Origin of the sequence: Streptomyces sp. SP17BM10, from assembly GCF_036322405.1 — a bacterium.
Classification (GTDB): Bacteria; Actinomycetota; Actinomycetes; order Streptomycetales; family Streptomycetaceae; genus Kitasatospora.
This window is the reverse complement of record NZ_JAQYXB010000577.1, coordinates 188,585-202,958: the sequence shown is the minus strand read 5'-3', so window position 1 is coordinate 202,958 and position 14,374 is coordinate 188,585. Positions and strand designations below refer to the sequence as shown.

At 73.1% G+C, this 14,374-nt stretch carries 11 protein-coding genes; 8 read left to right on the top strand and 3 right to left on the bottom strand.

All coding sequences use genetic code 11. From position 1 onward, the window contains the following. Positions 1-5: 5 nt before the first annotated feature. Positions 6-1,598, top strand: a complete 1,593-nt coding sequence (locus PUR71_RS17895) for an NlpC/P60 family protein (RefSeq protein WP_329928005.1) — start codon at positions 6-8, stop codon at positions 1,596-1,598. Between the two features lie 52 nt (positions 1,599-1,650). Here the strand turns inward: PUR71_RS17895 and PUR71_RS17890 are convergent, their stop codons facing one another. The 3 genes from PUR71_RS17890 to PUR71_RS17880 all read right to left on the bottom strand — a co-directional run bounded on the left by PUR71_RS17890 (position 1,651) and on the right by PUR71_RS17880 (position 6,999). After that, a complete protein-coding gene (locus PUR71_RS17890) occupies positions 1,651-3,933 on the bottom strand; it encodes an FdhF/YdeP family oxidoreductase (RefSeq protein WP_329928004.1) in 2,283 nt (760 codons plus the stop codon). Between the two features lie 190 nt (positions 3,934-4,123). After that, complete coding sequence (locus PUR71_RS17885; RefSeq protein WP_329928003.1) at positions 4,124-6,037, bottom strand: FAD/NAD(P)-binding protein; 1,914 nt, start codon at positions 6,035-6,037, stop codon at positions 4,124-4,126. Then, positions 6,034-6,999 (bottom strand): amino acid ABC transporter permease, encoded by a 966-nt coding sequence (locus tag PUR71_RS17880; RefSeq protein ID WP_329928002.1) that lies wholly within the window; start codon positions 6,997-6,999, stop codon positions 6,034-6,036. The genes PUR71_RS17885 and PUR71_RS17880 overlap by 4 nt, the downstream gene beginning before the upstream one ends. 503 nt (positions 7,000-7,502) lie before the next feature. Between PUR71_RS17880 and PUR71_RS17875 the strand changes: the two genes are divergently transcribed. The 7 genes from PUR71_RS17875 to PUR71_RS17845 all read left to right on the top strand — a co-directional run bounded on the left by PUR71_RS17875 (position 7,503) and on the right by PUR71_RS17845 (position 14,230). After that, positions 7,503-8,660: an LLM class flavin-dependent oxidoreductase gene (locus PUR71_RS17875; protein WP_329928001.1), complete on the top strand. Its 1,158-nt coding sequence runs from the start codon at positions 7,503-7,505 to the stop codon at positions 8,658-8,660. After that, the gene (locus tag PUR71_RS17870; protein ID WP_329928000.1) at positions 8,657-9,142 is read left to right on the top strand and encodes a GNAT family N-acetyltransferase; all 486 of its coding nucleotides are present in this window, start codon (positions 8,657-8,659) and stop codon (positions 9,140-9,142) included. The genes PUR71_RS17875 and PUR71_RS17870 overlap by 4 nt, the downstream gene beginning before the upstream one ends. A gap of 25 nt (positions 9,143-9,167) precedes the next feature. Next, the gene (locus PUR71_RS17865; RefSeq protein WP_329927999.1) at positions 9,168-10,115 is read left to right on the top strand and encodes an ABC transporter substrate-binding protein; all 948 of its coding nucleotides are present in this window, start codon (positions 9,168-9,170) and stop codon (positions 10,113-10,115) included. Positions 10,116-10,143: 28 nt separating this feature from the next. Beyond that, positions 10,144-11,130 carry an amino acid ABC transporter permease gene (locus PUR71_RS17860; RefSeq protein WP_329927998.1) on the top strand — a complete coding sequence of 329 codons (987 nt, stop codon included), beginning with the start codon at positions 10,144-10,146 and terminating at the stop codon, positions 11,128-11,130. A 29-nt stretch (positions 11,131-11,159) separates the two neighbouring features. Continuing rightward, the gene (locus PUR71_RS17855; RefSeq protein ID WP_329928154.1) at positions 11,160-11,912 is read left to right on the top strand and encodes an amino acid ABC transporter ATP-binding protein; all 753 of its coding nucleotides are present in this window, start codon (positions 11,160-11,162) and stop codon (positions 11,910-11,912) included. Between the two features lie 29 nt (positions 11,913-11,941). Further along, positions 11,942-12,925, top strand: a complete 984-nt coding sequence (locus tag PUR71_RS17850) for an ABC transporter substrate-binding protein (protein ID WP_329927997.1) — start codon at positions 11,942-11,944, stop codon at positions 12,923-12,925. 87 nt (positions 12,926-13,012) lie between these two features. Continuing rightward, positions 13,013-14,230 (top strand): serine/threonine-protein kinase, encoded by a 1,218-nt coding sequence (locus PUR71_RS17845; RefSeq protein ID WP_329927996.1) that lies wholly within the window; start codon positions 13,013-13,015, stop codon positions 14,228-14,230. Positions 14,231-14,374: the final 144 nt, after the last annotated feature.

The following is a 14,374-nucleotide window of genomic DNA, read 5'->3' as shown; positions in this document are numbered from 1 at the left end:
CACCCATGGGCGGGGAATCACGGCGCGGCGAGACGACGGGCGTGCGCCCCTGGGTGCGGGCCGCCCTGCGCTGCGGAGCCGTGCTGGCCGCCGCCGCGCTGGCGCTCCCGTTCGCCACCGGGGCCGCGTACGCCGCACCAGACCCGGGCACGCCCGGCGTGACGGCGCCCGCGGCGAGCCCCGGCGACGACCCGCTCGCCGCCGCCAAGGCCACCCTCGGACCGCTGCTCGACCAGCTGCACGCGCTCTACCAGGGCGCCGAGGCCGCCACCGAGCAGTACAACGGCGCGGTCGCCAAGGTCACCGAGCAGCAGACCGCCCTCGCCGACCTGCAGAACCGCCTCGAACGCCAGCAGAAGCAGGTCGACGCCGGCACCGACATCGCCGCGCAGCTCGCCGCCGCCCAGTACCGCAACGGCGCCACCTCCGCCTACGCCGAACTGCTGCTCTCCAAGGACCCGTACGAGGCCGTCACCATCGCCGAGCTGCTCGCCACCGCCAGCCGCTCGCAGTCCGAGTTCCTCGACCGGCTCAAGGCCGACCGCAACGAACTCGCCGGGCTGACCCAGCAGACCGCGGACGCCCTCAAGACCTCCCAGGCGCTCGTCGCCCAGCAGGAGGCCGCGAAGGCCAAGGTCGCCACCGACCTCGCCGCCGTCGAGCAACTGGTCTCCTCGCTCACCGGCGCCCAGCGCACCGAACTGGAGGAGCTGGAGAAGGCCAAGGCGGACGAGGCCCAGCTCGCCTTCCTCGCCTCCGGCGCCCTCGGTCAGGGCGAGCGCACGCCCTCGCTGGCCGGGCGCGCGGCGGTCGCCTTCGCGCTGGCCCAGCTCAACAAGCCCTACCTGTGGGGCGGCGTCGGCCCGGACTCCTACGACTGCTCCGGCCTCACCTCGCAGGCGTGGCTGCACGCCGGCAAGCCGATCCCGCGCACCAGCCAGGAGCAGTGGGCCGAGCTTCCGCACGTCGCGCTGAACCAGATCCGGCCCGGCGACCTCATCGTGTACTTCCAGGGCGCCACGCATGTCGCGATGTACATCGGCGGCGGGCTGATCGTCCAGGCGCCGCGGCCGGGCGCGGTGATCAAGGTCTCGCCGATCGGCTCGATGCCGATCCTCGGGGCCGTCCGCCCCGACCCGTCCGGCGCGGCGGACGACGCAGGCGGCGCCTGGAAGGTCCCCGCCCTCCCGGCCGGCTGGGACACCGTCACCCCGATCGCCCCGACCCCGGCCGAGCAGCGGCCGCCGGTGACCACCCCGGCCCCGGGTACGCCCGCGCCGAACCCGGGGACGCCGTCGACCACGCCCGGCACTCCGTCGACCACGCCCGGTACGCCCAGCAGTCCGGGGACGCCGTCGGGTACTGGCACTCCTTCGGGTACTGGCACTCCTTCGGGGACGGGGACGCCTACGCCGTCGGGGACGCCGTCGGGGACGCCGTCGGGTACGGGCACGGGGACGCCTACGCCGTCGGGCACGGGGACGCCTACGGCGTCAGGGACGGGTACTCCCACGCCGTCCGGTACGGGTACGCCCACCGCTTCGGCGCCCGGGAGTGCCACTGCGACGCTGCCGCTCCTTGGTGGGCTGCTGCACTGAGCCCGTGAACACCAGTGAGGCCGCCCCTCGAGGCGGCCTCACTGGTGTTCGGTCAGCCCGCGGTGCTGTCCGACTCGAAGCGGATCACGACCGCCTTCGACGTCGGGGTGTTGCTGATGTCGGCCGTCGAGTCCAGCGGGACCAGCACGTTCGTCTCGGGGTAGTAGGCCGCCGCCCCGCCGCGGGCCACCGGGTAGTGGACCACCTTGAAGTGCGGGGCACGCCGCTCGACGCCGTCCTTCCACTCGCCCACCAGGTCGACGAACGCGCCCTCGCTCAGGCCGAGTTCGGCGGCGTCGGCCGGGTTCACCAGGACCACCCGGCGGCCGCCCTTGATGCCGCGGTAGCGGTCGTCGAGGCCGTAGATCGTGGTGTTGTACTGGTCGTGCGAGCGCAGCGTCTGCAACAGCAGGCGGCCCGGCGGGACCTCCGGGGCGGTCAGCGGGTTGACGGTGAAGTTCGCCTTGCCGGTGGCCGTCGGGAAGGTCCGGGAGTCGCGCGGGCCGTGCGGCAGGGTGAAGCCGCCGGGGCGGCGCACCTTCTCGTTGTAGTCCTCGAAGCCGGGCACGACCCGGGCGATCCGGGCCCGCAGCGTGTCGTAGTCGTCGGCGAAGTCCTCCCACGGCACGGTGTCCTCCGGGCCGAGGACGGTCCGGGCGAGGCGGCAGACGATGGCCGTCTCGGACAGCAGGCCCGGCGCCGGCGGACGCAGACCGCCGCGCGAGGCGTGCACCTGGCCCATCGAGTCCTCGACGCTGACGAACTGGGCGCCGTGCGCGGTGACGTCCCGGTCGGTGCGGCCCAGCGTCGGCAGGATCAGCGCGCGGGCGCCGGTGATCACGTGCGAGCGGTTGAGCTTGGTCGAGACGTGCACCGTCAGCTTGCAGCGCCGCATCGCGGCCTCGGTGACCTCGGTGTCCGGCGTCGCCGCGACGAAGTTGCCGCCCATCGCGAAGAAGACCCCGACCTTGCCGTCCCGCATCGCGCGGATCGTGTCCACCGAGTCGAGACCGTGCTCGCGCGGCGGCTCGAAGCCGAACTCCTTGCCGAGCGCGTCCAGGAACGCCGTGCTCGGGCGCTCGAAGATGCCCATCGTCCGGTCGCCCTGCACGTTGCTGTGCCCGCGCACCGGGCAGACGCCCGCGCCCGGGCGGCCGACGTTACCGCGCAGCAGGAGGAAGTTGACCACCTCGCGGATGGTCGGGACGGCGTGCTTGTGCTGCGTGAGGCCCATCGCCCAGCAGACGATGATCTTCTCGGAGGCCAGCACCAGGCCGGCCAGCTCCTCGATCTGCTCCCAGGGGAGGCCGGTCGCGGCGAGGACGTCTGCGCGCTCGGTCCTGCGGGCCTGGCTCTCGAACTCTTCGAAGCCGTGGCAGTGTTCGGCGACGAAGTCGTGGTCGACGCCGTCGCGCTCCAGGACGATCTTGTTGAGCGCGCGGAACAGCGCGAGGTCGCCGCCGAGGCGGATCTGCAGGAAGAGGTCGGTCAGCTTGGTGCCGTGGCCGACCAGGCCGCGGGCGTTCTGCGGGTTCTTGAAGCGCTCCAGACCCGCCTCCGGCAGCGGGTTGACGCTGACGACCTTCGCGCCGGCCCGCTTGGCGCGCTCCAGGGCGGAGAGCATCCGGGGGTGGTTGGTGCCCGGGTTCTGGCCGGCCACGATGATCAGGTCGGCCTCGTAGAGGTCCTTCAGGCTGACGCTGCCCTTGCCGACGCCGAGCGTCTCGGTGAGCGCGGAGCCCGAGGACTCGTGGCACATGTTGGAGCAGTCCGGCAGGTTGTTGGTGCCCAGGCGGCGGGCGAACAGCTGGTAGGCGAAGGCGGCCTCGTTGCTGGTGCGGCCCGAGGTGTAGAACGCGGCGCCGTCCGGAGACTCCAGGGCCCGCAGCTCCTCCGCGATCAGCGCGAAGGCGTCGTCCCAGGAGACCGGGGTGTAGTGCGTCGCGCCCTCCTCCAGCAGCATCGGCTGGGTGAGGCGGCCCTGCTGCCCGAGCCAGTAGCCGGAGCGCTCGGCCAGGTCGGCGACCGGGTGCGCGGCGAAGAACTCGGCCCGGATCCGGCGCTCGGTCGCCTCCTCGGCGACGGCCTTGGCGCCGTTCTCGCAGAACTCGGCGGTGTGCGTCTTGTCCGGCTCCGGCCAGGCGCAGCCGGGGCAGTCGAAACCGTTCGGCTGGTTCACCTTGAGGAGCGTGGCGAGGGTGCGGCGGGCGCCCATCTGCTCGGTGGCCATGCGGAGGCTGTGGCCGACGGCGGGCAGGCCGGCGGCGGCGTGCTGCGGCGCGGACACCTCGGGGGCGTCCTGCAGGGGGTCGCTCTGCGGGGCCTGCTTCGGCATGACTGCGCTCCTCGGCTCTGCTCTATGGCCGTCGCATCGTCGCGGGGGGCCGGGACCATCCTTTCACCTGGGGGAAGGGGGTGGGAGGGGGCCGCTGCGCGGGGCTTGTGTGTGGGGGTTGGCTTTCGGGTGGGTGGGTTCTCCGGGGGTGGCGGAGGGGGTGGGTGGGGAGAGGGGCGTCCGGGGGGATTCAGATGGCCATTTCGGGGGTCGGGTGGGTGGCCATCGTTTGCAGGAGGGTGCGGGCGGTGGCGTCGTTTTGGCGGAAGCCCAGGGAGTTGGTGTGGGGGCGGGCGAAGGCGGCGGCGGCTCGGAGGGTGGTGTGGGGGCCCATGGCGGTGCGGCGGGGGTGGGGGGTGCCGTCGAGGGTGGGGTCGATGAGGCGGCTGTCGTGCGGGGAGATCGCGATCAGGCCGGAGCGGTGGGTGTACTCCTCGTCGGCCAGGACCTCCTCGACGACCCGGCCGGTGTGGTGCAGGTCGTGCAGGACGGGGTCCGCGGTGCGGCCCACGGTGTGCTTCGGGAGGTAGGCCTCGATGAGAGCCGTCGCGGTGACGGTGTGGCCGGGCACGGTGGTTCCGGATGCGCGCCAGGTGCCGTCGGCCTCGTTTCGGTCCACCCGGATGCCCGCGCCGAGGAAGCGGACCACGCCGGCTTCGGAGAGCGCGAGCAACTGGCGCAGCCGGAAGCCGGGCGGGCCGGACGCGAGGTGGTTGAAGTAGCCGAAGAACCAGCCGTCGACCTCCTCCGCGATCGACCGGGGGGTCAGCAGGCCGGAGCCGATCACCCGGGGGAACTGGCCGAACAGTGAGAGCAGCGCGAGGAAGGCGCCGAGGTCAGCGCTGTGGGCCGGGTCGGCGCGGCGGTCGGCGTCGGCGGTGACGTATGCGCGCAGGTGGGCCTGGAGTTCGTCCGCCGAGCCGAGTTCGAGGCCGGCCAGCGGGCGGTCGAGCCGTTCGAAGTCGAGCCGGTCGGCCGGGTCGGGGACGGCTTCGGCGACGAGGGCGGCGAGTCCGGGGGTGTACCAGCCGTGCCGGTCGTAGCGGGCGAGGAAGCGGGACCAGGGTAGGGCGGTGCGTTCGGGGTGTGCGTGGAACAGCTCGTGGTAGTACCCGAAGCCGACCTCCTTGGCCATCAAGGGCCATATGTCGCGCCGCAGCTCGAGTGGTCCGCCGGTGGCGAGGACGGCGTCGACGGTGGCCGCGTCGAAGTACCGGGGGAGCGGGGCGGGCGGCCCCTGGAGGCGGTAGCCGGTCTTGGAGTGGTACGGGACGCCGCGCCGGGAGCCGAGGTGGAGCACCGGCTCGCGGCCGGACGGGTGGTAGCGCAGTCCGTCGGGGGTCGGCTCGAAGCGGCCGCCGCGGCCCTCGGTGAGCAGTGCGAGGAGGTCGACCGCGGCCAGTCCGAAGCCGCGCAGCACGGTGTGCTCGCCGGGGGCGAGGCCGGAGAGGTCGGTGTCGGCGGTGTAGGCGGGCCGGAGGTGGAAGCGGCGGTGCCGGGCGGCGAAGTCGGCGTCGGCGTCGTGGCGGGGGTGCGGGGCGGAGTCGAGGTGGCCGAGGGTGAGGGCGACGTGGTCGGCGGTGAGCGTGCGGTCGCCGAGGTGGACGGTCTGCGGGCCGTCGGCGGGGCCGTCGATCCGCCGGACGGTGTCCCGGTGGACGGTGACGGTGACGTGCGGCGGCAGGTCGGCGACGGCGCGGCGGAACACCCAGTCCAGGTAGGCGCTCTGGGCCCGGCGGGTGGGGAAGTCGGTGGGGGCGAGGGTGCGCAGTTCCTCCCGGACGGCCCGGTCCGCGACCTCCCGGTAGGGCGCGAAGTGCCTTTGACGGCGGGCCCATTCGGCGAGCGAGGGGCCGGGGCGGACCGGGCCCTCGATGGTGGAGTGCTCGTCGGTGAACATCGTGACGTCCTCGGCCATCGAGTTCATCCGCAGCAGCGGGGACTGGTCGTGCCGCCAGATCCGGCCCGCGCCGGGCGGGTACGGGTCGACCAGGTGGATGTGCAACGGCCGGTCGGCGGGCAGGAGTTCGGGCGCGTTGGCGGCGATGCGCTCCAGCAGCCCGGTGCCGCGCGGGCCGGCGCCGACGATGACGAGGACGTTCACGCGCCCACCGCCCCGCGCAGCCGGCCGAAGGCCGCCCGGGCGCGCTGGAGCGGGGTGGGCGGCAGCCCGTCCCGGGTGGCGCCCCTGGCGTAGTGCCGTTCGACGTAGTACTGGCCGACGGACAGGACGCTGGTGATCACCAGGTACCAGATGGTGGCGACCATCAGCATCGGGATGACCTGGTACGACTGCAGGTAGACCAACTGGACCGAGTACAACAGGTCGGAGACGGCCAGCACGCTGACGATGCTGGTGCCCTTGAGCGCGCCGATCAGCATGTTCCCCGCGGTCGGCACGATCGCCCGCATCGCCTGCGGCACGACGATCCGGCGCAGCACCCGCCACCGGCCGAGGCCGAGCGCGGCGGCGGCCTCCAGCTGCCCTCGGTCGACGGACAGGATGCCGCCGCGGATGACCTCGGCCGCGTACGCGGTCTCCAGCAGGGTCAGGCCGATGACGGCGGTGAGCGTGGGGCCGATCAGGTTGACGGTCTTCACGGTGACGAACTCCGGGCCGAACGGGATGCCGAGGCCGAGGGTCGGGTAGAGCGCGCCGATGTTGAAGAAGAACAGCAGCTGGACCAGTGGCGGGGTGGAGCGGAACAGCCAGATGTAGCCCCAACTCAGCGTGCGCAGCACCGGGTTGGCGGACAGCCGCATGGTGGCGAGCACGGTGCCGAAGACGAAGCCGAGACCGAGCGTCGCGGCGGTGAGCCAGAGGGTCAGGCCGAGGCCGTCGAGGACGGACCGCGCGGTGAACCACTCGGCGACGACGCCCCACTGGAAGGCGTCGTTGCGGACGATCGAGGCGACCGCCATGACGAACAACAGCAGGGCGACCGCGGCGGCGAGCCACTGGCCGGGGCTCCGGCGGGCGACGACGCGGGCCTCGGCGGGGCCGGGGTCCGGTGCGGGGCGGGCGGGCGGTGCGGGGGAGGGGAGGACGTCCGGCGGAGTGGCCATGGCGGAGGCTCCTGGCGGGAGGTACGGGTGTGGTCACGTACGGCCTTCGCGCCGGCCCGCGTCCCTCAACACGGCCGGCGCTGCGCACTGCGCTCCGCCGTGATCGTAGGCCGCTGCGCGCGCGGGCTGTCAAGGGCGACCGGGGCCCGCGGGAAGACGTCAGGAGATTGCAACAGCGCTGCAATGATGGGTGGTTGACGTACGGCTCGGGCCGCTGGTCAACTTGAGCCCATGTACGCCGAGCAGTTCCTGGTCACCCGCGACCACATCGACTTCGGTCGGGTGTGGTCGGCGGCGTGTCCGGCCTGAACCGGCAGCGGACCGCCGTCCTCCCTTGATCCGACGGCCCTCCCGACAGCCGTGCGCCGCCGCCTTCCGGCCCCATCCACTGCGCTCCGGCAGTTCCCTCACCTCACGTACCCGTGTTCACGGCCGCCCCGCCGCGGCCGCCTCCGGCACGCCCGTCCGCGGGCCGCCGACCCGCCCACGCGAAAGGTTCCGCCATGCCCGTCGAGTTCCTCGGCATCGCCGCCACCGGCGACGGTTCGGAGACCACCGCCCGCACCACCGCCGCCTTCGACCGCGACTACACGCTGCGGCTGGCCCGCGCCCACGAGGACCACGGCTGGGACCGTGTCCTGTTCGCCTACGGGGCCGGTTCGCCCGAGCCGGCCGCGGCAGCCGCGTTCCTCGCCTCGAAGCTCGACAAGCTGCAGATCCTCCTCGCCCACCGGCCGAACGTCTCCTACCCGACCTTCGCCGCCAAGACCTTCGCGACGCTCGACCAGATCAGCGGCGGCCGTCTCACCGTCCACTTCATCACCGGCGGCAACGACCACGAGCAGCAGCGCGAGGGCGACTTCCTCGGCAAGGACGAGCGCTACGCCCGGACCCGCGAGTACATCGGCATCGTCAAGAAGGCCTGGACCAGCCGCGAACCCTTCGACCACGAGGGCGAGCACTACCGCTTCAACGACTTCGTCTCGGACGTCTTCCCCGTCCAGCAGCCGCGCCCCGGCGTCTCCTTCGGCGGTTCCTCGGACGCCGCCTACGCGGCCGGCGGCGCCGAGGCGGACGTCTACTGCCTGTGGGGCGAGCCGCTGGCCCGCACCGCCGAGCAGATCGAGCGGGTGAAGGAGGCGGCCCGCGCCGCCGGGCGCACCGACGTGCCGCGGATCCAGGTGGCCTTCCGGCCGATCGTCGCGCCGACCGAGGAACTGGCCTGGGAGAAGGCGCACCGGACGGTGGACGCGATCAGGGCCCGCCGGGCCGGCGGCGAGCCGCTGCGCCGCGGCCGCCCGCTCGGCGCCGACGCGCCGGAGAACACCGGCTCCCAGCGCCTCATCGAGATCGCCGAGGCCGGCGAGCGCTACGACCGCGCGCTGTGGACCCCGACCGCGGCGGCCACCGGCGGGGCGGGCAATTCCAACGCGCTGGTCGGCACCCCGGAGACGGTCGCCCAGGCGCTGCTCGACTACTACGACCTCGGCGTCGACATCCTCTCCGCGCGCGGCTACGACCTGCTGGACGACGCGATCGACTTCGGCCGCTACGTCATCCCGCTGGTCCGCGAGGAGGTCGCCAAGCGGGACGCCGAGAAGGCGGCGCGGGCCGAGGAGGCCGAGCGGGACCGGCAGCAGCTCATCGCGGTGCAGGCGTGACGGAGTCCGCCCGCATCGCGGAGATCCGGCGGGTCACGATCGACGACCCCCTGGTCGAACCGCTGCTGCGCGAGCTGACGCACGAGTACACCAGGCGCTACGGCCCCTCGGGGCAGGTGGAGATGACCCGCTACCCGGCGGACGCGTTCGCCGAGCCGCACGGCCTGCTGCTCCTCCTGCTGGAGGACGGCGAGCCGGTGGCCGGCGGCGCGTACAAGCGCTACGACCGGCACACCGCCGAGCTCAAGCGGATGTGGACGGCCTCGGCCCACCGCCGCCGCGGCCTGGCCCGCCGGGTGCTGGCCGAGCTGGAACGCGCCGCGCTCGCCGCCGGGTACCGCCGGGTCTTCCTCACCACCGGCCCGCTCCAGCCCGAGGCCAGGGGCCTCTACCTGGCGGCCGGCTACACGCCGCTGTTCGACGTCAGCGCCGATCCGGTCGCGGTCGGCCCGCTCCCGTTCGAGAAGCACCTCTTCCACTAGCGCACCACCCCACGAAAGGCCTCGCGTGAGAACCACCCCCGTCCGTCGCCTGTTCGCGGCCACGGCCGCCCTGCTGCCGGTCCTGGCGGTGGCCGCGTGCGGCGCGGACCCGAAGATCCCGGGTGCGCCGGGCGCGAGCGGACCGGCCGCCGCGGCCGGTCAGGACGTCGTCTCCGGGATCGCCGAGTCCGACGCGGCGGCCGCGTTGCTGCCCGAGGAGGTCCGTGCCGCCGGCACGGTCACGTTCGGCACGTCCTTCGGGTACCCGCCGAGCGCGTTCTACGCCGACCAGGCCACCAAGAAGCCGGCCGGGATCGACATCGACATCACCGACGCGGTCGCCAAGGTGCTCGGCCTCACCGTGCAGCGCGAGGAGGCCGCCTTCGAGACGATCCTGCCCGCCCTCGACAGCGGCAAGTACGACGTCGGCACCGGCAACTTCGGCGTCACCACGGCCCGGCTGAAGACCATCGACTTCGTCACCTACATCGACGACGGCCAGGGCTTCGCGGTGCGCAAGGACGATACCGACCGCAAGCCGGTCACCGACCTCGTCCAGCTGTGCGGGCTGACCATCGGCACCGGCGCCGGCACCACCTTCGAGACCACGCTGAACGCGAAGAAGAACGTGTGCGCCGACGCCGGGAAGAAGCCGTACGAGGTCAAGGCGTTCAGCGACAGCGGCGCCGTGCTCACCGGCCTCCAGCAGGGCCGCGTCGACATCGTGATGTCCACCATCAACGGCCTGCGCCACCAGGCCGCGCAGGAGGCCTCGGGGACGCGCTTCCTCGGCGAGTTCCACCGGCTGGACGTCGGCTTCGCGTTCAAGAAGGGCTCCCGGCTGACCCCGGCGTTCCGGGCGGCCGTCAACACCCTGATCAAGGAGGGGACGTACGAGCGGATCCTGCGCAAGTGGGGCGTCACCGACTCGGCGATCCCGGAGTCCCTGATCAGCCCGCCCGAACACCCCTGATCCCCGGGCCCGTTGGAGGAGTCCCCGCATGACCGTCACCGACACCACCGCCGTCCGCGGACCCGCCGGTTCCGCGCGCGGCCCCGGGCGGGTCGACCTCGACGACCTGGCCGGGCTGCGGACCGTCCCGGCCCGCCACCCCTGGCGGCTCGCCACCGGGCTCGCCGCCGTCGTCGTCCTCGCCCAGTTCGTCCACGGCCTGGCCACCAACCCGGGCTGGGACTGGGGCACCTTCCGGCTCTACTTCACCGCCGACGTGATCGTCCGCGCGGTCGGGCGCACCCTCGAACTCACCGCCTACGGCACCGTCCTGGGCTTCCTGCTGGGCGCCGTCGTGGCCGCGATGCGGCTGTCGCCCAGCCGGATCCTGCGGAGCATCGCGTGGGCGTACGTGTGGGCGTTCCGCTCGATCCCGCTGATCGTCCAGCTGGTCTTCTGGTTCAACCTCTCCTACCTCTACAAGCGGTTCGGCCTCGGCATCCCGTTCGGCCCGACCTTCGGCGAGGTCGACACGATGGGCGTGCTCAGCGCGCTCGGAGCCGCCGTGCTCGGCCTCGGGCTGCACCAGGCCGCGTTCGCCGCCGAGATCATCCGCGGCGGCGTCATCGCCGTCGACGCCGGCCAGCGCGAGGCCGCCGCCGCGCTCGGGGTCCCGCGCCTGCGCCAGGCCTGGCGGATCGTCCTGCCGCAGGCCATGCGCGGCATCCTGCCGGCCGCCGCCAACGAGGTGATCTCGCTGCTCAAGGGCACCTCGGTGGTCTACGTGATGGCCATCGGCGAGCTCTTCTACCAGGCGCAGGTGGTCTACGGCCGGACCGGCCGGGTCGTGCCGCTGCTGATGGTCGCCACCGTCTGGTACGTCCTGCTGACCACCGCCCTGTCGGTGGGCCAGTACTACGTCGAGCGCCACTTCGCCCGCGGCGCCGAGCGCACCCCGCCGCCCACCCCGCTCCAGCGCGTCCGGACGTTCCTCCGGGGCGCCGGCGCGGCCCTCAGCCCGGAAGGACAGTCGTGACCACCCTGACGAAGACCGAGGCGGCCCCCATGGTGCAGGTCCGCGGCCTGCACAAGAGCTTCGGCGCACTCGCCGTCCTGCGCGGCGTCGACCTGGACGTCCCGGCCGGATCGGTGACCGTCGTGCTGGGGCCGTCCGGCTCCGGCAAGTCCACGCTGCTGCGCTCGATCAACCACCTGGAGAAGCTCGACCGCGGCTTCGTCGCCATCGACGGCGAGCTGATCGGCTACCGCCGCTCCGGCGACCGGCTGCACGAGCTCAGGGAGCGCGAGGTGCTGCGCCAGCGCACCCACATCGGCTTCGTCTTCCAGAACTTCAACCTCTTCCCGCACCTCACCGTGCTGGAGAACCTGGTCGAGGCACCGGTGAGCGCGCTGCGCCGGCCGAAGGCCGAGGCCCGGGCGGCGGCGCTGCGGCTGCTGGAGCGGGTCGGGCTGGCCGACAAGGCGCAGGCCTACCCGCGGCAGCTCTCCGGCGGGCAGCAGCAGCGGGTGGCGATCGCCCGGGCGCTGGCCCTGGAGCCCAAGGTGCTGCTGTTCGACGAACCGACCTCGGCGCTGGACCCGGAGCTGGTCGGCGAGGTGCTCGACGTGATCAAGGACCTCGCCCGCAGCGGCACCACGATGATCGTCGTCACCCACGAGATCGGCTTCGCCCGCGAGGTCGCCGACACCGTCGTCTTCATGGACGGCGGCGTGGTGGTCGAGCAGGGCCCGCCGACCGAGGTCCTGGACCGCCCCCGGCAGGAGCGCACCAAGGCGTTCCTCGCCAAGGTCCTCTGAAACCCCCTTCCCCGTAAAGGAGTTCCACCATGTCCCTGCCCCGCCGCGCCCTCGTCGCCGCCATCGCCGCCGTCGGCCTCCTCGGTTCGGCCGCGTGCGCGGGCCCCGCGGGCGCCCAGGCGGAGCTCGCCCCGGCCAAGGGCAGCACCGCGCCCGACGGCACGACGGTCAACCTGACGGCCGACCAGAAGCGCGTGACCACGCCCAAGGTGGACGCCATCGCGGCGCTCGTCCCGGAGGAGATCCGCAGACGCGGCACGCTGACGGTCGCCGACAACCTCGGCACCACCCCGCCGCTGGAGTTCTACGCCAACGACGACAAGACCGTCATCGGCGTCGAGCCCGACATCGCCTCGCTCATCGGTGACGTGCTCGGTCTCACGGTCGAGTTCAACCCGGTGTCCTGGGAGAACATCTTCGTCGGCCTGGACGCCGGCAAGTACGACGCCGGCCTGTCGAACATCACCGTCACCGAGGCCCGCAAGGAGAAGTACGACTTCGCCACCTACCGGCTCGACATCCTCGGCTTCGAGGCCAAGAAGGGCAGCGGCCTGAAGGTGACGGGCGCCAAGGACCTCGCGGGCCGGACGGTCGGCGTCTCCTCCGGCACCAACCAGGAGAAGCTGCTGATCGCCTGGAGCGAGGAGGACGTGCGCAACGGCCTCAAGCCCATCGACATCAAGTACTTCCAGGGCGTCGAGTTCTACCTCGCCCTCTCCTCCGGCCGGATCGACGCCTACGTCGGCCCCAACCCCAGCCTGTCCTTCCACGCCGCCCAGAGCGGCGAGACCGAGATCGTCGGCACCTACTCGGGCGGCGGCGCCGACGTCCTCGGCAAGATCGCGGCGACCACCAAGAAGGACAACGGGCTGGTCAAGGCGCTCAACGGGGCGATCGAGGAGACCATCCGGAACGGCACCTACGCGCAGGTGCTCAAGCGCTGGGGCCTCACCAACGAGGCCGTGCAGAGCTCCGAGATCAACCCGCCCGGACTGCCGAAGACCGCGTCCTGATCCGTTCACCCGTTCGTCTCCCCCCGCCGCTATGGTGGTCCGCCCGGCGGTGAACGCCGGGCGGAGGAAGCGGACTTGGGGGGAGACATGCAGGAGGGGGACGTACTCGACGGCCGCTACCGGCTGGTGGAGGAGCTCGGCCGGGGCGGCTTCGGCTCGGTCTGGCTGGCCACCGACGCGCGGATGGGCCGCAAGGTCGCGGTGAAGGTGCTGCTGGAGGAGCACGCCGCCGACCGGGAGGCCGTCAGCCGGTTCATCCGCGAGGCCCGGACGGCCGGCGGGCTCGCCGGCCCGCACATCGTGACGGTGCACGACTACGGGCGGGTGCGCACCGGGGCCGGCCCCGGTGCGGGGGAGACCCACTACCTCGTCATGGAGTACGTCCGCGGACGCTCGCTCGCCGACGTCCTGAAGGAAGGCGTCCCCGACCAGGCCGACGCCCTGCGCTGGGCGCGCCACGTGTGCCGGGCGCTGGACGCCGCGCACCGCGAGGGCATCGTCCACCGGGACATCAAGCCCGAGAACGTCATGATCGCGCGGGACACCGGCAAGGCCAAGGTCCTCGACTTCGGCATCGCCCGCCTGCTCACCCAGAGTGCCGTGCTCACCTCCACCGGGAACATCGTCGGCACCGTGCCCTACCTGGCCCCCGAGGTCTGGTCCGGCGCCGGCGCGGACAGCAAGGCCGACCTCTACGCGCTCGGCGTCATGCTGTACCAGCTGTGCACCGGCCGGCGGCCCTTCCAGGCGTCCTCGGCCGCCGAGTACATGTACAAGCACCTGGAGGAGGTCCCGGCGAGGGTGCGCACCGTCGACCCCGCGCTCGGCGACCTGATCGCCCGGCTCCTCGCCAAGGACCCCGCCGCCCGCCCCGCCGACGCCGCCGAGGTGCACCGCCTGCTGCGCGAGGTCCGCCCCGGCGTGCTCGACCACGGCGACCCCGAACACCTGCGCCGCAACGCCGACCGGGCCTGGCGGCTCGGCGCGGGCGGCGAGCCCGGGGAGGCCGTCGCGATGCTGCCCGGGATCATCCGCGACCTCGCCCGGATCTGCGGCCCGGCCGACCTCCGCACCCTGCGCACCTGCCACGACCTGGCGCTCTTCCTCGCCCGCGACGGCAGCAGGGGCGCCGCCGTCGCGCTGCTGCGCGAGCTCGTCCCGGCCCTCGACGCCGTCCCGCAGGCCCGCGCCGACGTGCTGCGCGACCTCGACCACTGGGAGCGCGAGCTCGCCGACGAGGGCCCGGGCGAGCCCCGGGCCCTGACCCTCGACGGCCTGCTCACCGGCGGCCCCCGGAAGGCCTGAGACACCGGAGGGGGCGAAGGGTGTCAACCGTGCGGGACGCCGATTCGGGCGTTCCTCCGGCGGTGGGAATTGATAGGAATTCGCCCACGAGGACCGTCTGGATCGCCCACGGAGCCGTTGATATACCTCGTTGCCAGACTCGGG